The organism is Streptomyces sp. NPDC001816 (assembly GCF_042892235.1).
Taxonomy (GTDB): Bacteria; Actinomycetota; Actinomycetes; order Streptomycetales; family Streptomycetaceae; genus Streptomyces.
Genome location: NZ_JBIATY010000009.1, coordinates 192388 through 209914, shown reverse-complemented (window position 1 = coordinate 209914; position 17527 = coordinate 192388). Strand labels below are relative to the sequence as shown.

Here is a 17527-nt window from a genome sequence, read left to right as displayed (position 1 = left end):
CCCGGCAGTACCGAGCAGGGGCAGCCCCTCTTTCGCGGCGTGGGCCACTGCTTACCGCTTCTTGGACTCCGGGCGGTCCGCCCGCCGGCGCCGCCACACCGCCACCGGCAGGACCGCGGCCACCGCGACACCCCCGGGCACCGCCGACAGCGACGCCGAGGCGGAGGACTTCTGGTCCAGGCCCTGGTCGAAGGTGTCCGGGACCGGCAGGGTGCCCCAGCGGTTGATCGGCCAGGCCTTGACGATGGCGCGGCCGACGACCTTGTCGACCGGGACCATGCCGTGGTTCTTGTCGGACTGGTTGTAGCGGGAGTCACGGGAGTTCTGGCGGTGGTCGCCCATCACCCAGATGTAGCCCTTGGGGACCGTCACCTTGAACTGGCCGCCCTGGTCGTCCTGGCTGCACGGCGTGTTGCCGGGGTAGACGTACGGCTCGTTCAGCGCCTTGCCGTTGACCGTCAGCGGGCCGGTGCCCTTGCACTGGATGGTGTCGCCACCGACCCCGACCACGCGCTTGATCAGGTCCTTCTCCTCCGCGGACGGCATCAGGCCGATCCAGCTGAGCACCTTCTGCACCGCGTTCGGGTTGGGCGCCGGCTCGCCCGCCAGCCAGTTGTCCGGGTCGTGGAAGACGACGACCTCGCCGCGCTCGGGCTCGGAGCCGAACCACGGGGTGAGCTTGTCGACCAGGACGCGGTCACCCTGCTGGAGGGTGTTCTGCATCGAGTCGGACGGGATCGAGAACGCCTGCACCAGGAACGTCTTGATCAGCAGCGCCAGGACCAGCGCGATGCCGATCAGGATCGGCAGCTCCTTCCAGAAGGAGCGCGGCTTCTTCGGCGGGCGTGCGGCCTCGTCCGTTCCGTCACTCCCGGTCTGAGGCTGCCGGTCCTCGGGCGTGCCGTCGTCGGCCACCGAGAATCCGGAGGTCACGGACCCGTCCGGAGCCGGGACGTTCCCGTCCACGGGGTGACCGCGGTGCTCCTCGCCGTCGTGTCCCGACCGTGCGCCAACCGCCACATCCCCCACGCCAACTCCTTACTCTGTGCCGCCGCCTGCGCCATCCACGGTGCAGGCCCACCACTCCCATAACGAGCGGGAGTTCCGCAGGGGTCGGGAGTTGGGTCAATGCGTTCGGATCGTCGGAGGCAACCCTATGCGACAGCGGAGGGGCCGCGGACGACCCCGACACGGAGTTGGAAACGCTTGCGAAGGTTTTAGGTTCATCGAGGCTGGTCCAGTGCCCGACGGGCCAGCCGATGACCATGGCACGGCCGACCACGGAGTCCTCGGAGACCGTGCCGCCGTACGGGGTGTTCTGGTGGGCGCGGGAGTCCGCGGAGTTGTCCCGGTGGTCGCCCATCACCCACAGACGCCCCTTGGGCACGGTGATGTCGAAGGGCGTGGAGGAGGGCGAGTTGCCCGGGTACAGGTAGTCCCCTTCGGTCAGCGGAACGCCGTTGACGGTGACCCGGCCCTGCGCGTCACAGCACTTGACGTGGTCACCGCCGACCCCGATGACCCGTTTGATCAGGTCCTTCTCGTTGTCGGAGGGCAGCAGGCCGATGAAGGTGAGGCCCTCCTTGAACTGCTTGACGACCACGGGGTCGTTCTTCTTGATGGTCTGCTCGTCGCGGAGCCAGCCGCCCGGGTCGTGGAAGACGACGACGTCCCCGCGCTGCGGCTTGGAACCGAACCACGGGGTGAACTTGTCGACCAGGACGCGGTCGCCGATCCGGATCGTCTGCTCCATGGAGCCTGACGGGATCACGAACGCCTGGACGAGGAAGGTCTTCAGGACCAGCGCTATGAGGACGGCGACACCGACCAGAAGGGGGATCTCCCGAACAGTCGACCGCCTGCGCTTGCGCTTCACCTTGCGCTGGAGCTTGCGCCGCTCCGCGCGCGTGCGGCCACCGCCGGGCGCGGAGGTGCGCCGGGAGCCGGTGGGCAGCAGGTTGTCGGCGGGGGTGCTGGGCACCCCGCGCGGTTTTCCGCGGTTACCCATGCGCACCGTCCGCGGCGGGCACGCGCGCGTACGCGGACGGCCGTGTCAGGTGCGTCCAGTGCGCGTACGGCCAGGCGATCCAGTCGGCCCGGCCGATGACGTCGCCGACGGGGATCATGCCGCCGCCGGGCGAGCCGAGGTGGTCGCGGGAGTCGCTGGAGTCGCTGCGGTGGTCCCCGAGGACGAACAGGCGGCCCGCGGGCACGACGACGTCGAAGGGGACGGAGGACGGGGTGTCCCCGGGATAGAGGAACGCCGTCTCGTCGACCGGCCGGCCGTTCACCTCGAGCCTCCCCTCCTTGTCGCAGCAGACCACATGGTCTCCCCCCACCCCTACAACGCGCTTGATGTAGTCGGCGTCCCCGAAATACCCGGTCCCGTCGAAGACAACCACGTCACCGCGGCGTGGCTCGGCACCGAAACGGTACGCCAACTTATTTACGAGAACGCGGTCGCCGATCCTCAATCCCTGCTCCATGGATCCGCTCGGAATCTGGAACGGTTGCGCCACGAAAGCGTTGAGGAGCAGCAAAAATGCCAGGCAGGCGAAGAGGGTGAGGGTGATCCTGCCGCCCGGCAGCCACTCGGCGAGCCGCGACACCAACGCGAAACGCGACCGGCCCTCCGGCCCCGGAGTACCGGGGTGGGAGGAGCGGTCGCGTTCCGTCGGCTGTGCTTCGGTGTCCATCGGAGCCAGATGTTATCCGGCCTTCCCATGAACCCCGGCGAGCGCTCAGCTCTCGCGCTTCTCCTTGATCTTCGCGGCCTTGCCGCGCAGGTCACGGAGGTAGTACAGCTTGGCGCGGCGCACGTCACCACGGGTGACCAGCTCGATCTTCTCGACGATCGGGGTGTGCACCGGGAAGGTGCGCTCGACGCCGACGGAGAACGAGACCTTGCGGACCGTGAAGGTCTCGCGGACACCGGAGCCCTGGCGACGGATCACAACGCCCTTGAACTGCTGCACACGGGAGCGGTTGCCCTCGATGACGCGGACGTGGACGTTGACGGTGTCACCCGGGCGGAAGGCCGGGATGTCGCTGCGCAGCGACGCGGCGTCGACGGAGTCGAGCAGGTGAGACATTTCGTCTGCTTTCTTCGCTGATGCCACAGGTCATCAACGGGAGCTAGGTGTTTGCATGAAGCCGTGTGCGGGTCGGAACGGGCGTCGTGTCCCCCTGTGGCAGGGGCGCACGCCGGACGGACGCACAGCAGCGGTCTATTCTTCCACGCCCTCGGCCCGACGCCAAAATCGGCCGTACGGCTTCCCGTCCCGGTCGGGTTCCCAGCCCAGGATGGAGAGCATCTCGCGGTCCTTCTTGTCGAAGGCCTTGGGGTCGCAGCGCTCGATCAGGTCGGGCCGGTTGGCCGTCGTGCGTTTCAGGGCCTCGTCGCGGCGCCAGCGGGCGATCTTGCCGTGGTGGCCGCTGAGCAGCACCTCCGGGATGTCCCGGCCGCGCCAGACGGGCGGCTTGGTGTAGACGGGGCCTTCCAGGAGGTTGGCCATCGCGCCGGGCGCGAAGGAGTCGTCCCGGTGGGACTCGGCGTTGCCGAGGACGCCGGGCAGCAGCCGGGCCACGGCCTCCGTGACGACCAGGACGGCCGCCTCGCCGCCGGCGAGCACGTAGTCGCCGATGGAGACCTCGTAGACGGGCATCCGGGTGGCGTACTCGTCCATGACGCGCCGGTCGATGCCCTCGTAGCGGGCCGGGGTGAAGATCAGCCAGGGGCGCTCGGAGAGTTCGACCGCGAGTTCCTGCGTGAAGGGGCGACCGCTCGGGGTGGGCACGATCAACGCGGGAGCCGCTGCGCCGGTCTCGTAGCCGTCGGCGAGGACCGTGTCCAGGGCGTCGCCCCAGGGGTCGGTCTTCATGACCATGCCGGGGCCGCCGCCGTACGGGGTGTCATCGACGGTGTTGTGCCGGTCGTACGTCCAGGACCTCAGGTCGTGCACGTGCACGTTCAGCTGTCCGCGCGCGCGTGCCTTGCCGACCAGGGAGACGTTCAGCGGCTCCAGGTACTCGGGGAAGATCGTGACGACGTCGAGGCGCATCAGGACTCGTCCCGGGTCGAGTCGATCACCGCGCGGTCGTCGATCAGGCCCGGCGGAGGCGTGATGACCGCCTTCTGCTCCTCCAGGTCGATCTCGGTGACGATCTCCTCCACGAAGGGGATCATCACCTCGCTGCCGTCGGGGCGCTCCACGATGAAGAGGTCCTGGGAGGGCAGGTGCGAGATCTCGGTGATCCGGCCGACCTCCGTGCCGTCCTCGGTGACCACGTCGAGGTCGATGAGCTGGTGGTCGTAGTACTCGTCCTCGTCCTCGGGGAGTTCCTCGGGGTCGATCTCGGCGATCAGCAGGGTGTTGCGCAGGGCCTCGGCGGCGTTGCGGTCGCTGACGCCTTCGAAGCGCAGGAGCAGGCGGCCGCTGTGGACACGGCCGGTGGCGATGGTGAGAGGCCCGGTGGAGGCCGGGTCGGTGGCCAGAACGGCGCCCGGGGCGAGCCGGAGCTCCGGCTCGTCGGTACGTACCTCGACGGTGACCTCGCCCTTGATGCCGTGGGCGCGGCCGATCCGCGCGACTACCAGCTGCACGTGTACAGATCTCCTGTCATACGACTGCGGGCCGGGGACGGCCCAGTGGCCCTCCCCGGCCCGAGCCGGTTGCGATGAAGCGTCAGCGGACGTGGTCCACGTCGACGAGGTCGACGCGGACACCGCGGCCGCCGATGGCGCCCACGACGGTACGCAGAGCGCGCGCGGTACGACCGTTGCGGCCGATCACCTTGCCGAGGTCGTCGGGGTGGACCCGGACCTCCAGCACGCGCCCGCGGCGCAGGTTGCGCGAGGCGACCTGCACATCGTCAGGGTTGTCGACGATGCCCTTCACGAGGTGCTCAAGCGCCTCTTCGAGCATGCTGCTCAGGCCTCGGTCGACTCGGACTCGGCGGCCGCCTCGTCCTTCTTCTCAGCCTTCTTCTTCTGGGTGATCGCCTCACCCTTGCCCTCGTCGTCACCGCCGAGAGCCTCGAACGACGGACGCGCGGCCTTCGGAGCGGCAACGAGCAGCGGAGCCGGGGCGGGCTCGCCCTTGAACTTCTGCCAGTCGCCGGTCTTCTTCAGGATGGCGAGGACGGGCTCGGTCGGCTGCGCGCCGACACCCAGCCAGTACGCCACGCGGTCGGCGTCCACCTCGATGACCGACGGGTTGTAGGTCGGGTGGTACTTGCCGATCTCCTCGATCGCACGGCCGTCACGGCGGGTGCGGGAGTCGGCGACGACGATGCGGTAGTGAGGCGAACGGATCTTGCCCAGACGCTTCAGCTTGATCTTGACTGCCACGGGAGTGGATTCTCCTGGATTTGACGTGGTTGGGCACGGCGAGCTGCCGCGTGGGGTTGCGGTACCCGAATGCCCGATGGACGCGTCAGCCGGAGGAGAGAGGGGTCCTGTGCGGCTGTCGAGTACAGCTAGCCATTGTGCCATACCCCGCGGGTCGCTTCCGGCCGGGGGTGATCGGGGTGCGGCTGGGCACGGGTCAGCGGCACCCGGCGTGGAGGTGAGATCACGTCGGGTGCGCCGCCCGGTGCTGTGAAGTTGCCGTGCGCGAGTGGAATGCGGCTGCCACGAGCAGTCGCAGTCTCAGCTCGCCGCCGCCCCCACGACCTCCGGGATGCGGAACGGCTTGCCGCAGCCGCCGCACACGATGGGAGCCTGGGCCAGGACCGACGGGACCACCCGGACGTTGCGCCCGCAGTCGCAGACGGCCTTCACGCGAACGCCGCCGCCCGAGGAGCCGTGCCGGGCTGCCGGGCCGCGGAAGGTGCGGGAGGTGTCGGCGGAGGTGGCCACCGTGTGGGCCTTCAGTGCGCGCTGGAGCCGCTCGATGGTCGGGCGGTAGCGACGCTTGGCCTCGGGGTTGAGCGTGACCAGGGAGAAGCCGCTGCTGGGGTGCGGTTCCTCGGGGTGGTCCAGGCCCAGCTCCTCGGCGATCGCGAGGAATCTGCGGTTGTGGTAGCGGCCGGCCCGGGAGGTGTCGCGCACGCCGCGGGCGGCGGCGATGCCGTGGACTGCCTCATGGAGCAGTCGCTCGAAGGAGAGTTCGTGACCGCACGCGGACGACGACTCCCCGATCAGGGACTCTGGCGCGGCAAGGTCCGGCAGCTCGGGGTGGTACCGCTGAATGTCGGCCCACGCCTGCGCCAGCTCTGCGGCGAGAACAGGTGTTGTCTGTGTCGTGCTCACGTAATGACAACGAGCGGGGGTGCCGCTGTGTTCCTATTCCGGGCCATCCCAAATAATTTGCACGTACCCGTCAGTTGGCACTGATGCGTCCTGACGAGGGCGGGTGCGCTGATCTGCGGATAAGCCGCCCAGCTCATACCAAGCCGGTGCGTACTCTGACGTACGAACAGCCGTGTAGCGGCGGCACGACCGTGGGCGGCGGATGCGCAAGACGTGTTTCGGTCGCTCTCGCACGAGGCCGTCACCTCAGTCAGCGTCCGCGACGCCCGTGACGTTACCGGGTCCGTACCCGCCCCCGGCCACCGGCCCGCCCCGGGCAGGTGGACACCGTACGGTCACCCAGATTGCGTGGATGTGAAATCTCGCCACACTCGGCACGGGCCCCCAAGCCGGGCCACACGACCCCTGGACGGCACCGCGAGCCGGGAGTTACCTGGCATACGTGGATAGTGCGAGCGCACGGCACGGGGGCCACGCAATCGGGCACTGCGGCGAACTGTCGGCGGAATGGGGCGCTTACCTATGACACCTACGCTCGTGCGGGAACACCTGTCTCACCCGGGCTCCGTACCGCCCCGGGTGAACCTGTGCGCACGCGCGCGTGACTGGTCCGAGATCCAGGAGCGGATGCTGGTGCCGCTCTACGAGACCGTCTACGAGCGACTTGAAGTGGGCCCTGCGACGCGGCTGCTGGGCCTGCGCTGCGGTTCCGGACTCGCCCTGCTGATGGCGGCCTCCAGAGGGGCCGCGGTCACCGGTGTCGACACCTCCCCCGAGCGGCTCGCCCTCGCGCGCGAGCGCCTGCTGCCGGACGATCCGCGCGGTACGCGCGCGCGTACCCGCACGAGAGTCGTCGAGGGTGCCCCGAAGGACGCGGCCGACACGGAGACGCCCGCCTACACCCTGGTGACCGTCTTCGAGCCGATCGGCTGTCTGGCGGGCGACTCCGAGGGGCTCGGCGAGCTGCTGGCGGCCGCGCTGCCGCTGGCCGGGCACGGTGCGGCCGTGGTGCTGGCCGGCTGGGGCCCGCCGGAGCGCTGCGCGACGTCCTCGGTGCTGCGGGTGGCGACGAAGCTGGCCGATCCCCTGCGCAGCGCGCGCAGCTGGCGCCCCGCCCTGCGCGACGACCTGGAGGAGGTCGCCCAGCGGGCCGGTCTGAAACCGGACGGCTCGGGGCGGGTGGCCTGCCCGTTCGGGTACGCCGACCCCGACAGCGCCGTACGCGGTCTGCTGTCGACGGGCCTGTTCGACGCGGCGGTCGCGGCAACCGACCGCAAGCAGGTGGACAAGGAGCTGACGGAGGCGCTGCATCCGTACCGGCGCCCGGACGGCACCGTGTGGATGCCGAACGTCTTCCGTTACCTGATCGCCCGCGTGCGCTAAGCCTCCGAGTCCTTGCTGAGGCGGGTGATCCCGGCGATCCGGTAGGCGTCCGCCTCCTCCAGCGTCTCGTTCTCCAGCAGCGCCTGCGCCAGGGCGTCCAGCTGGCCGCGGTGGTCACGGAGTTTGCGGCACGCCTCCTCGTAGCACTCGTCGACGATCCGGCGCATCTCGGCGTCGATCACGTCGAGGGTCTGCGGTGCGGCCGACAGCCCGTACGCCTGCTGGGCATCGCTCGGGAGGGCGGACAGACGGCCGACGCGCTCGCTCATGCCCCAGCGGGCCACCATCCCGCGCGCGATGTTGGTGACCTGCTCGAGGTCGTTCTCCGCGCCCGTGGTGACGACTCCGTAGACGACCTCTTCGGCCGCCATGCCGCCCAGGGCGCCGATGATCCGACCGCGCAGGTACTCCTCCGAGTGCGCGTAGCGCTCCACCTCGGGCGTGGACATCGTCACCCCGAGCGCCCGGCCGCGCGGAACGATGGTGATCTTGCGGACCGGGTCGGCGCCGGGCTGCAGCATGCCGAGCAGAGCGTGGCCGCTCTCGTGGTAGGCGGTGCGGCGGCGGTCCTCCTCGGGCATCACGAGAGTGCGCTCCGCGCCCAGCTGGACCTTCTCCAGGGCCTCTGACAGGTCGGCCTGGGTCACCTGCTCCTGCTTGCGCTTGACCGCGAGCAGAGCGGCCTCGTTGGCGAGGTTGGCCAGATCCGCCCCGGTCATGCCCGGGGTGACACGCGCCATCTGAGGCAGGTCCACGTCGGATCCGAGCGGGATGTCCCGGGTGTGGATCCGCAGGATCGCCTGGCGGCCGTTACGGTCCGGCGGGGCCACGTTGACCACCCGGTCGAAGCGGCCGGGCCGGGTCAGCGCCGGGTCCAGGATGTCCGCGCGGTTCGTCGCCGCGATGACGATCACGCCCTCCGAACCCGAGAAGCCGTCCATCTCCGTGAGGATCTGGTTCAGCGTCTGCTCACGCTCGTCGTGGCCGCTGACCGAGGCGCCCGCGCCGCGCACCCGTCCGATGGTGTCGATCTCATCGATGAAGATGATCGACGGTGCCACCTTGCGGGCCTCGGCGAACAGCTCGCGGACCCGGGACGCGCCGACACCGACGATCATCTCGATGAACTCGGACGCCGAGGCGGAGAAGAACGGCACTCCGGCCTCGCCCGCGACCGCTCGCGCCAGCAGGGTCTTGCCCGTGCCGGGCGAACCCGCGAGCAGCACGCCCCGGGGCATCTTCGCGCCCATCCTGCGGTAGGTGTCGGGGTGCTTCAGAAAGTCGACGACGTCGTCCAGCTCACCCTTGACCTCGTCGATCCCGGCCACGTCGGCGAACGTCGTGCGCCCGGTGCCCGGCCTCAGCTCGACCGGCTTGGGCGGCGCCTTGCGCCCGAACATGCCGCCCGCACCGCCCAGACCCGCACCGAACCGCCGCGCGAAGAAGATCCACACCGCGACCACGATGACGATCGGGATCAAGGAGATCAGCAGGTTGGACAGGAGGCTGCGCTCCTGCACGACGGGCCGCGCCGTCACCGTGACGCCGTGGCTGCTCAGGTTCTGCCACAGCTTGTCGTCCGCGAAGGCCGGTCGCTGCGTCTTGAACTTGGTGTACTTGCCGCCACCGTCCGGATTGCTCTGGGCGGTCTTGAGCTGCCCCTGGATGGCATCGCCCTTGGAGTAGAGCTTGGCGACGTTGCCGTCGCCGACCTGCTTGCTGAATTCCGTGTACGAGATAGTCGGCTCGTTGCCCTGGCCGAGGTAGTTCAGCCCGACATAGGCCAGCAGGAAGACGATCACCGCGGTGACGAGCAGTCCCCACCATTTGCCGCCCCTGCGTCCGCCGGTCCGCCGGGGCGACTCATCCGGTGTGCCCTCGGCGCGCCACGGCTGGTCAGGAGCCTTGCGCGGGGGCGCCGCATCGCTCATATCTGGACGTTACGGCACATCACGGTCCCAGGCACGCGCTGGGGGCGCCCCCCTGACGGAGAGGCGCCCCCAGTGGCGTACGAGCGGGACTCAGCCCATGAACTTCTTGAACTCGTCCGGGAGCTCGAAGTCCTGACCGCCCTGCTGCGGCAGCCCGAAGGCGCCGCCCTGGGCGGCGGCCTCGCGGCGCTGGGCCGCCTCCAGCTCCTGCTGCTTGCGCTTCATCGGGTTGCCGGAGCGCTGCTTGCCCTTGGCCTGCTTCGGCTGCTTCTTCTGCCGGCCGGCGCCGCCGCCCATGCCCGGGATCCCCGGCATGCCGGGCATGCCGCCGCCCTGGGCCATGCGGGACATCATCTTGCGGGCTTCGAAGAACCGCTCCACGAGTCCCTTCACCGCGCTGACCTCGACACCGGAACCCTTGGCGATACGGGCGCGGCGCGAGCCGTTGATGATCGTCGGGTCCTGGCGCTCGCCCGGGGTCATCGACTTGATGATCGCGGCCGTGCGGTCGACGTCCCGCTCGTCCAGGTTGTTGATCTGGTCCTTGATCTGGCCCATGCCCGGGAGCATGCCGAGCAGCTTGGAGATGGAGCCCATCTTCCTGACCTGCTCCATCTGGGCCAGGAAGTCGTCCAGGGTGAAGTCCTGGCCCTTCTTCGACGCCAGCTTGGAGGCCATCTTGGCGGCCTCTTCCTGGCTGAACGTCTTCTCCGCCTGCTCGATCAGGGTGAGCAGGTCACCCAGGTCGAGGATGCGGGAGGCCATGCGGTCCGGGTGGAACGCGTCGAAGTCCTCGAGCTTTTCGCCGTTCGACGCGAACATGATCGGCTTGCCGGTGACCTGGCGGATCGACAGGGCGGCACCACCGCGGGCGTCACCGTCGAGCTTGGAGAGCACCACGCCGTCGAAGCCGACGCCGTCGCGGAAGGCCTCGGCGGTGTTGACGGCGTCCTGACCGATCATCGCGTCGACGACGAACAGGATCTCGTCCGGAGAGACGGCGTCGCGGATGTCCGCGGCCTGCTGCATCATCTCCTGGTCGATACCGAGACGGCCGGCGGTGTCCACGATCACGATGTCGTGGACCTTGGTCCGCGCGTGCTCGATGGAGTCCTTGGCGACTTTGACCGGGTCGCCGAAGCCGTTGCCCGGCTCCGGGGCGTAGACGGCGACACCGGCGCGCTCGGCGACGACGCTCAGCTGGTTGACGGCGTTGGGGCGCTGGAGGTCGGCGGCGACGAGCAGCGGCGAGTGGCCCTGCTCCTTGAGCCACTTGCCGAGCTTGCCCGCGAGGGTGGTCTTACCGGCACCCTGCAGACCAGCGAGCATGATCACGGTCGGGGGCTGCTTGGCGAAGCGCAGACGCCGGGTCTCGCCACCGAGGATGGTGACGAGTTCGTCGTTGACGATCTTCAGAACCTGCTGGGCCGGGTTCAGCGCCTTGGAGACCTCGGCGCCGAGCGCGCGCTCCTTGACGTTCTTGATGAACGTGCGCACGACAGGCAGGGCCACGTCCGCTTCGAGGAGCGCGATCCGGATCTCGCGCGCGGTGGCGTCGATGTCCGCCTCGGAGAGCCGTCCCTTGCCGCGCAGGTTCTTGAAAGTCGCTGACAGGCGATCGGAGAGAGTGTCGAACACGGCGCTCGCGGTCCTCGGGGTCGGTGATGGCTGCTGGGAATCGCCCTCCAGGGTATCCCGGCGATGAACTCATCGGGGAAGGGTCATCCCCTCAGGGTCTCCTCAAGGACCCGGGCCAGCGAGTTCGCGTCCGGTCCCGGCAGGGGTGCGCCCGCTCCGGTGGTGACATAGAACGCGTCGACGGCGTTGGCGCCCAGGGTGCTGACGTGCATGCTGCGCACCCGCACCCCGGCCTTCTCCAGGGCCATCCCGATCCGGTGCAGCAGTCCGGGGGCGTCCTGGGTCCGCACCTCGATCACCGTGGCGTGGCGGGAGGCCGCCGGGGCCACCGTCACACGGGGCGGCGGGGCCACCCAGCCGCGGCGGCGCGGGTAGGCCGCGTCCCGCTCGGCGAGGCGGCCCGCGATGTCGAGGGAGCCGTCGAGGGCGCGGACGAGGTCGGCGCGCAGCCGGGTGGCCTGCGGCAGGGAGCCGTACTCGGCCGCGACCCGCCAGTTCAGCAGCAGGACCGAGCCTTCGTCGACGTCGTCGGGCAGGCTCAGGGCGCTCAGCTCGGCCGTGCGGACGGTCAGGCGGTGCACGGCGAGGACCCCGGCGACCGCGGGCAGCACGGCGGGCTGGTCCGGTACGGCGATGAGCAGCTCGACGCCGAGCGGCTCGGGCGCGCCGGAGGCCTCCTCGTCGGGCACCGGCTCCTTCTGCGCGCGCAGGGCTAGGACCGGGCTGCCGGTGCGGAAGGCCTCGATGGCGAGGCGTTCCTGCTCGGCCGTGGGCGCGGCGGGCTCGGGTTCCTCGGGGGCGTTCCCGGCGAGGACGGCGGAGACACGCCGTACGAGGTCCGTGACGAGGGAGCCGCGCCAGGACGACCAGGCTGCCGGGCCGGTGGCCAGGGCGTCCGCCTCGGTGAGGGCGTGCAGGAGTTCCAGCGTGCTCTGGGTGCCGACGGCCTCGGCGACCGAGCGGACGGTCGCGGGGTCCTCCAGGTCGCGCCGGGTGGCCGTTTCGATGAGCAGGAGGTGGTGCCGTACGAGCGTGGACAGCACCGCCACGTCCGCGCGGTCGAAGCCGATCCGGGCGGCCACGTCCTTGGCGATGATCTCGCCGGCCACGGAGTGGTCGCCGGGCCAGCCCTTGCCGATGTCGTGCAGCAGGGCGGAGACGAGAAGCAGGTCGGGGCGGCTGACCCGGCGGGTCAGCTCGGAGGCGCGGACCGCCGTCTCGATCAGGTGCCGGTCCACGGTCCAGATGTGGACGGCGTTGCGCTGCGGGCGGCAGCGGACCCGCTCCCAGTCCGGCAGGAGTTGGCTGATCAGGCCCTCCGCCTCCAGGGCCTCCCAGACGTCGACGGTCGGGCGGCCGGAGCCGAGCAGGGTCACCAGCTGTTCGCGGGCCTCGGCGGGCCAGGGCGTGGGCAGGGGGCGCACAGTGGCGGCCATGCGCCGTACGGCGTGCAGGGAGAGCGGGAGTCCGGCCTGCGCCGCGGCGGCCGCGGCCCGCAGGGGGAGCACGGGGTCGCGCTCGGGGCGTGCGGTCCGGGCGAGCACCACCTCGCCGTCCTGCTCCACCACCCCCTCGGCCAGCGGGGAGCGCTCGGCGACCGGCTTGCCGCCGCCCAGCATGGCGCGCAGGCGCGGGCGGACGGCGCGCGAGCGCAGCACGCGCCCCACCTCGCGCCAGGTGACGTCGCTGGCGTACGAGATCACGCGCGCCGATTCATAGACCTGCCGCAACAGGGTGTCGGCGTCCAGCAGGCCCAGCTCGGTCGCGACCTGGTCCTGTTCCTGCAGTGCGAGCCGGTCGGTGGCCCGGCCGGTGGCCAGGTGCAGGGCGTCCCGGACGTCGAGCAGGCGCCGGCGTGCGTCGGCGAGGCCCTCGCGCGGGGCGTCGGCCAGCCAGGAGGCGGCCACGGCGCGCAGGGCGGTGGCGTCCCGGAGACCGCCGCGGGCCTCCTTGAGGTCGGGCTCCAGGAGGTACTGCAGCTCGCCCTGGCGTTCGGCGCGGTCGGCGCAGAGTTCCTGGAGTTCGGGGAGGCGCTTGGGTGCCTGGTTGCGCCAGTCGGCGAGGACGGCCGTGCGCAGTGCGGCGGTGAGGCCGAGGTCACCGGTGAGGTGACGGGCGTCCAGGAGGCCGAGTTGGACTTTCAAATCCTCTCCAGCCGTCTTGCGGGCCTCCGCGGGGGTGCGCACGGAGTGGTCGAGGGCGAGGCCCAGGTCCCAGACGGGGTACCAGAGGCGGTCGGCCAGGGCGGCGATCGCGCCGGGGTCGCTCCCGTCGTGCAGCAGCAGGAGGTCGAGATCGCTGCGCGGGGACAGCTCACCGCGGCCGTAGCCGCCGACGCCGACGAGCGAAACGCCCTTCACGCCGTCGGCCGCAGCCGCGAAGAGTCCGGCGAGCCAGTCGTCGGTCAGTTCGGCGAGGGCGGCACGGCGCGGCGGCCCGGACCGCGCCCCCTCGGTGAGGAGGCGCAGCCGGGCCGCCGCGTAGCCGCTGGGTCCCGAGTCATCCGCTTCGTTCCGCACATCCGTACCCGTCACCCAGCGACTCCTGTCCTTCTGTCGTGTCAGAGCGCGTCCGGGCCGCGCTCGCCGGTACGGACTCGTACGGCTGTCTCGACCGGCAGGGACCAGACCTTGCCGTCACCGATCTTGCCGGTGCGGGCCGCCTTGACGATGACCTCGATCAGCTGCTCGGCGTCGTCGTCCTCGGCCAGCACCTCGATGCGGATCTTGGGGACCAGGTCGACGGTGTACTCGGCACCGCGGTAGACCTCGGTGTGGCCCCGCTGACGACCGTAACCGCTTGCCTCGGTGACCGTCAGCCCGTGGACGCCGAAGGCCTGCAGGGCCTCCTTGATCTCATCCAGCCGGTGGGGCTTGACGACGGCGGTGATGAGCTTCATGCGTCCACCTTCTTGCTCTGCGTGGCGGCCGCGGCCGCGGAGGCTGCGACGGATCCGATGACACCGCCGCCGGCGCCGCTGAAGTCGTATGCGGTCTCGGCGTGCTCGGCCTGGTCGATGCCCGAGATCTCCTCGTCCTCGGTGACCCGCATGCCGATGGTCTTGTCGAGGAGGAAGGCGAGGACCGCGGAGGCGATCAGGGAGTAGGCGAGGACCGCGCCGACACCGGCGCACTGCTTCCACAGCTGGGTGAAGCTGTGGTCGCCGTAGAAGACGCCCGTCGCGGTGGACTGTCCCTTACCGGTGGCGAAGAAGCCGATCAGCAGGGAGCCGATGATGCCGCCGACCATGTGGACGCCGACGACGTCGAGCGAGTCGTCGTAGCCGAACTTGAACTTCAGACCGACGGCCGCGGCGCAGGCGACACCGGCGATGGCGCCGACGGCGATCGCGCCGAGCGGGGAGACCGCGCCACCGGACGGGGTGATCGCGACCAGACCGGCGACTGCACCGGAGGCGGCACCCAGCGTGGTGAACGCGCCGTGGCGGATCTTCTCGTAGGCGAGCCAGGCCAGCATGGCGGCGGCCGTCGCGACCTGCGTGTTGACGAACATCAGCGCGCCGACGCCGTCGTCGTTGCCGAGCCACGAGCCGGCGTTGAAGCCGAACCAGCCGAACCACAGCAGACCGGCACCGAGCATGACCAGCGGGAGGCTGTGCGGGCGCATCGGGTCCTTCTTGAAGCCGACGCGCTTGCCGATGACCAGGATCACGCCGAGGGCTCCGGCACCGGCGTTGATGTGGACCGCCGTACCACCGGCGAAGTCGATCACGCCGAGCTTGTAGGCCCAGCCGTCGGCGCCCCAGACCCAGTGGGCGACCGGCACGTAGACGACCGTGACCCACAGGGCGATGAAGAGCGACCAGGCCGAGAACTTGACGCGGTCCGCGAGGGCGCCGCTTATCAGGGCCGGCGTGATGATCGCGAACATCAGCTGGAAGACCATGAAGACGAAGATCGGGATGGTGTAGCCGTCCCACAGCTCCGTCAGTCCGATGTTGCTGAGCCCGAACCAGTCGGAGTTCCAGCCGATGAGGCTGTTGTTCGTGCCGAAGGCGAGGGAGAAGCCGTAGAGCACCCACAGAATGGTGACGATGCCCATGCTGATGAAGCTCATCATCAGCATGTTGAGGGTGCTCTTGACGCGGACCATGCCTCCGTAGAAGAAGGCCAGGCCCGGCGTCATGAGAAGCACCAAGGCGGAACAGATGAGCATGAAGCCTGTGTTCGCGGAGGAAAGCTTGGGTGCCTCCGCGGCAAGCGTGATGGCTGGTGCCATCGGCGTCTCCTCGTCGGTTGGTACGGCCCCGTGCGGGCGGTGCCTGAGCGGTCCGGTCAGTTGAGGGGTGGGCCGGTTATGCGCCATGAGATTGGCGCAGCGCGGTTTCGGTGGAAGCCCCTCGTTGTTTCGCCGGGGTGACGAAGGCGCCTGGCGTGTTACGCCTGGATGAAGTGCGAGATGTCTGGCCGCGGGATCGTTATCGTGGCGCAACCTTCCGCCGGAGGATCCCTCCGGCGGAAAAGAGCCGACCGCGGCGGGCCTTCCGATGACCTGGCATGGGGGAGCCGAGTCGGGCAGTTCGGGAGGACCGGCCGCGGCCGGGGCATGCGTGTCCTGCGATGTCAGACGGCCTCGGCGGTCTCCGGGAGGTCGACGGCGAGCTGGTCGGAGAGGTCGACGACGGCGCTGAGATCACCGAAGTCGCGCACGGCCGTGTCGACCGTCTTTCGAATACGAGTGTTCACACGCTCCGAGCGGACCTTCTTGGCGATGTCCATGGCCTGCGAGGCGTACTCCGTGCTGCGCTCGGGCTCGCGCTGGAGCAGGTGCACGGTGGCCATGCCGATCAGGTTCAGCGCGTACGACCGCTGGTGCTCGCTGTCCTTGGCGAACAGGTCCACCGCCTGCGCCATCAGCGGCTCGGCCAGCGAGGCGTAGGTGGGGCTGCGTCCGGCGACGTAGGCGAGGTCGCGGAAGGAGTGGGAGTTCTCCCCGTACAGCTCGGCCTCGGAGAAGAAGCGGATCCAGTCGGGGTCGGGCTCGTCCCACTCGTCGGCCTCGGCGAAGGTGTTCTCGGCCATCCGGACCGCCCGCTTGCACTTGCCGGGCTGGCCCATGTTGGCGTAGGCGCGGGCCTCCATCGCATACAGCATGGCCTGGGTGCGCGGGCTCGCGCAGTCACGGCTGCCGTACTGGGCGAGGTGGATCAGCTCCAGGGCGTCGTCGGGCCGGCCGAGATGGATCATCTGGCGGCTCATGCTGGACAGGACGTACGAGCCGAGCGGCTTGTCGCCGGCCTCCTTGGCGGCGTGCAGGGCGAGGACGAAGTACTTCTGCGCGGTGGGCTGGAGCCCGACGTCGTACGACATCCAGCCGGCCAGCTCGGCCAGCTCGGCGGCGACCTTGAAGAGCTTGCGGGCGGTGGCCTCGGGCTGGGGTTCCTGGAGGAGGTCGGTGACCTCGTGCAGCTGGCCCACGACCGCCTTGCGGCGCAGGCCGCCGCCGCACTGGGCGTCCCACTGGCGGAACATCCGGGTGGTGGACTCCAGCAGGTCCAGCTCGGGCTTGGACAGCCGGCCGGGCCTGCGGGACTCGAAGACGGGCTCGAAATCGAGCTCGGACGGGGCCGACGAGGAAGGGGCCGGCACGAGCCAGCGCTGCATGGGCTCGATGAGGGACGGGCCCGCGGACAGGGCCAGCGAGGTCCCGAGGAAGCCGCGCCGCGCCAGCATCAGGTCGCTGCGCGAGAACTCGCTGAGCAGGGCCACCGTCTGCGGACCCGTCCAGGGCAGGTCGACGCCGGACGCGGAGGGTGACTGACGGGCGGCGCGCAGACCGAGGTCCTCGATGGAGACGACACAGCCGAAGCGCTCCGAGAACAGCTCGGAGAGGATCCGCGGGATCGGCTCGCGCGGGTTCTCCCCGTCCAGCCAGCGGCGCACCCGTGAGGTGTCCGTGGAGATGTGGTTGGCACCCAACTGGCGCGCCCGGCGGTTCACCTGACGGGCCAGCTCGCCCTTGGACCAGCCGCTGCGCACGAACCACGAACCGAGCAGCTCGTTGGGGCGCTTGTCAGCGTTCATCCCGCTACCGCCGTTGCCGCCCACTGGAACGCCCCCATCCCTGAGACCACTTGTCGCCGAATGCGCCAAGCCCTATCAGAATGCCGGTAAATACGGCCTCTCGTCCGCCGGTTCTCACTCTTCGAACGAGTTGACGACTCGCCTCCGGCATACCCACGGGTGCATATGCCCCCAGGACTCGCACACTCACAGTAATCCTACGATCACCCGTCCAGCCATGGCGATCCCTGAAACGCCACCATTCGCCACCCCTTCGAATGAACTCACGATGGCCTCCT

At 70.0% G+C, this 17527-nt stretch carries 16 protein-coding genes; 1 reads left to right on the top strand and 15 read right to left on the bottom strand.

Annotated features, from left to right (window positions below):
• Positions 1 to 51 precede the first annotated feature (51 nt).
• The 9 genes from lepB (ACFYZZ_RS30010) to ACFYZZ_RS29970 form a co-directional block, all read right to left on the bottom strand.
• Positions 52 to 933 (bottom strand): signal peptidase I, encoded by an 882-nt coding sequence (gene lepB / locus ACFYZZ_RS30010; protein ID WP_389182354.1) that lies wholly within the window; start codon positions 931 to 933, stop codon positions 52 to 54.
• Positions 866 to 2008, bottom strand: coding sequence for a signal peptidase I (lepB, locus tag ACFYZZ_RS30005; protein ID WP_389182351.1), 1143 nt, complete (start codon positions 2006 to 2008; stop codon positions 866 to 868). Before lepB (ACFYZZ_RS30005) ends, lepB (ACFYZZ_RS30010) begins: the two co-directional genes overlap by 68 nt.
• Positions 2001 to 2696: a signal peptidase I gene (gene lepB, locus ACFYZZ_RS30000; RefSeq protein WP_389182348.1), complete on the bottom strand. Its 696-nt coding sequence runs from the start codon at positions 2694 to 2696 to the stop codon at positions 2001 to 2003. The genes lepB (ACFYZZ_RS30005) and lepB (ACFYZZ_RS30000) overlap by 8 nt, the downstream gene beginning before the upstream one ends.
• 45 nt (positions 2697 to 2741) lie before the next feature.
• Complete coding sequence (gene rplS, locus ACFYZZ_RS29995; RefSeq protein WP_055704359.1) at positions 2742 to 3092, bottom strand: 50S ribosomal protein L19; 351 nt, start codon at positions 3090 to 3092, stop codon at positions 2742 to 2744.
• 135 nt (positions 3093 to 3227) lie between these two features.
• Positions 3228 to 4061 carry a tRNA (guanosine(37)-N1)-methyltransferase TrmD gene (gene trmD / locus ACFYZZ_RS29990; protein ID WP_389182345.1) on the bottom strand — a complete coding sequence of 278 codons (834 nt, stop codon included), beginning with the start codon at positions 4059 to 4061 and terminating at the stop codon, positions 3228 to 3230.
• Positions 4061 to 4603, bottom strand: a complete 543-nt coding sequence (gene rimM, locus ACFYZZ_RS29985) for a ribosome maturation factor RimM (RefSeq protein WP_389182342.1) — start codon at positions 4601 to 4603, stop codon at positions 4061 to 4063. Before rimM ends, trmD begins: the two co-directional genes overlap by 1 nt.
• An 82-nt stretch (positions 4604 to 4685) precedes the next feature.
• Positions 4686 to 4925: an RNA-binding protein gene (locus ACFYZZ_RS29980; protein WP_003973401.1), complete on the bottom strand. Its 240-nt coding sequence runs from the start codon at positions 4923 to 4925 to the stop codon at positions 4686 to 4688.
• A 5-nt stretch (positions 4926 to 4930) separates the two neighbouring features.
• Entirely contained in the window at positions 4931 to 5350 is a 420-nt protein-coding gene (gene rpsP, locus ACFYZZ_RS29975) for a 30S ribosomal protein S16 (RefSeq protein WP_071370664.1), read from the bottom strand.
• A 300-nt stretch (positions 5351 to 5650) separates the two neighbouring features.
• Positions 5651 to 6253 (bottom strand): hypothetical protein, encoded by a 603-nt coding sequence (locus tag ACFYZZ_RS29970; RefSeq protein WP_386576485.1) that lies wholly within the window; start codon positions 6251 to 6253, stop codon positions 5651 to 5653.
• Positions 6254 to 6775: 522 nt separating this feature from the next.
• Between ACFYZZ_RS29970 and ACFYZZ_RS29965 the strand changes: the two genes are divergently transcribed.
• Positions 6776 to 7636, top strand: a complete 861-nt coding sequence (locus tag ACFYZZ_RS29965; protein ID WP_389182339.1) for a class I SAM-dependent methyltransferase — start codon at positions 6776 to 6778, stop codon at positions 7634 to 7636.
• Here the strand turns inward: ACFYZZ_RS29965 and ftsH are convergent.
• From ftsH to ACFYZZ_RS29935, 6 genes are all read right to left on the bottom strand, one after another.
• Complete coding sequence (ftsH, locus tag ACFYZZ_RS29960) at positions 7633 to 9567, bottom strand: ATP-dependent zinc metalloprotease FtsH (RefSeq protein ID WP_389182336.1); 1935 nt, start codon at positions 9565 to 9567, stop codon at positions 7633 to 7635. The two genes, ACFYZZ_RS29965 and ftsH, sit on opposite strands and share 4 nt — an antisense overlap.
• A gap of 90 nt (positions 9568 to 9657) precedes the next feature.
• Positions 9658 to 11205: a signal recognition particle protein gene (gene ffh, locus ACFYZZ_RS29955; protein WP_389182333.1), complete on the bottom strand. Its 1548-nt coding sequence runs from the start codon at positions 11203 to 11205 to the stop codon at positions 9658 to 9660.
• Between the two features lie 83 nt (positions 11206 to 11288).
• The gene (locus ACFYZZ_RS29950) at positions 11289 to 13739 is read right to left on the bottom strand and encodes a [protein-PII] uridylyltransferase (RefSeq protein ID WP_389182330.1); all 2451 of its coding nucleotides are present in this window, start codon (positions 13737 to 13739) and stop codon (positions 11289 to 11291) included.
• Positions 13740 to 13765: 26 nt separating this feature from the next.
• A complete protein-coding gene (locus ACFYZZ_RS29945) occupies positions 13766 to 14104 on the bottom strand; it encodes a P-II family nitrogen regulator (RefSeq protein ID WP_030990174.1) in 339 nt (112 codons plus the stop codon).
• Entirely contained in the window at positions 14101 to 15444 is a 1344-nt protein-coding gene (locus tag ACFYZZ_RS29940) for an ammonium transporter (protein ID WP_389182328.1), read from the bottom strand. Before ACFYZZ_RS29940 ends, ACFYZZ_RS29945 begins: the two co-directional genes overlap by 4 nt.
• A 344-nt stretch (positions 15445 to 15788) precedes the next feature.
• Positions 15789 to 17273 (bottom strand): hypothetical protein, encoded by a 1485-nt coding sequence (locus tag ACFYZZ_RS29935; RefSeq protein WP_389182325.1) that lies wholly within the window; start codon positions 17271 to 17273, stop codon positions 15789 to 15791.
• Positions 17274 to 17527 lie beyond the last annotated feature (254 nt).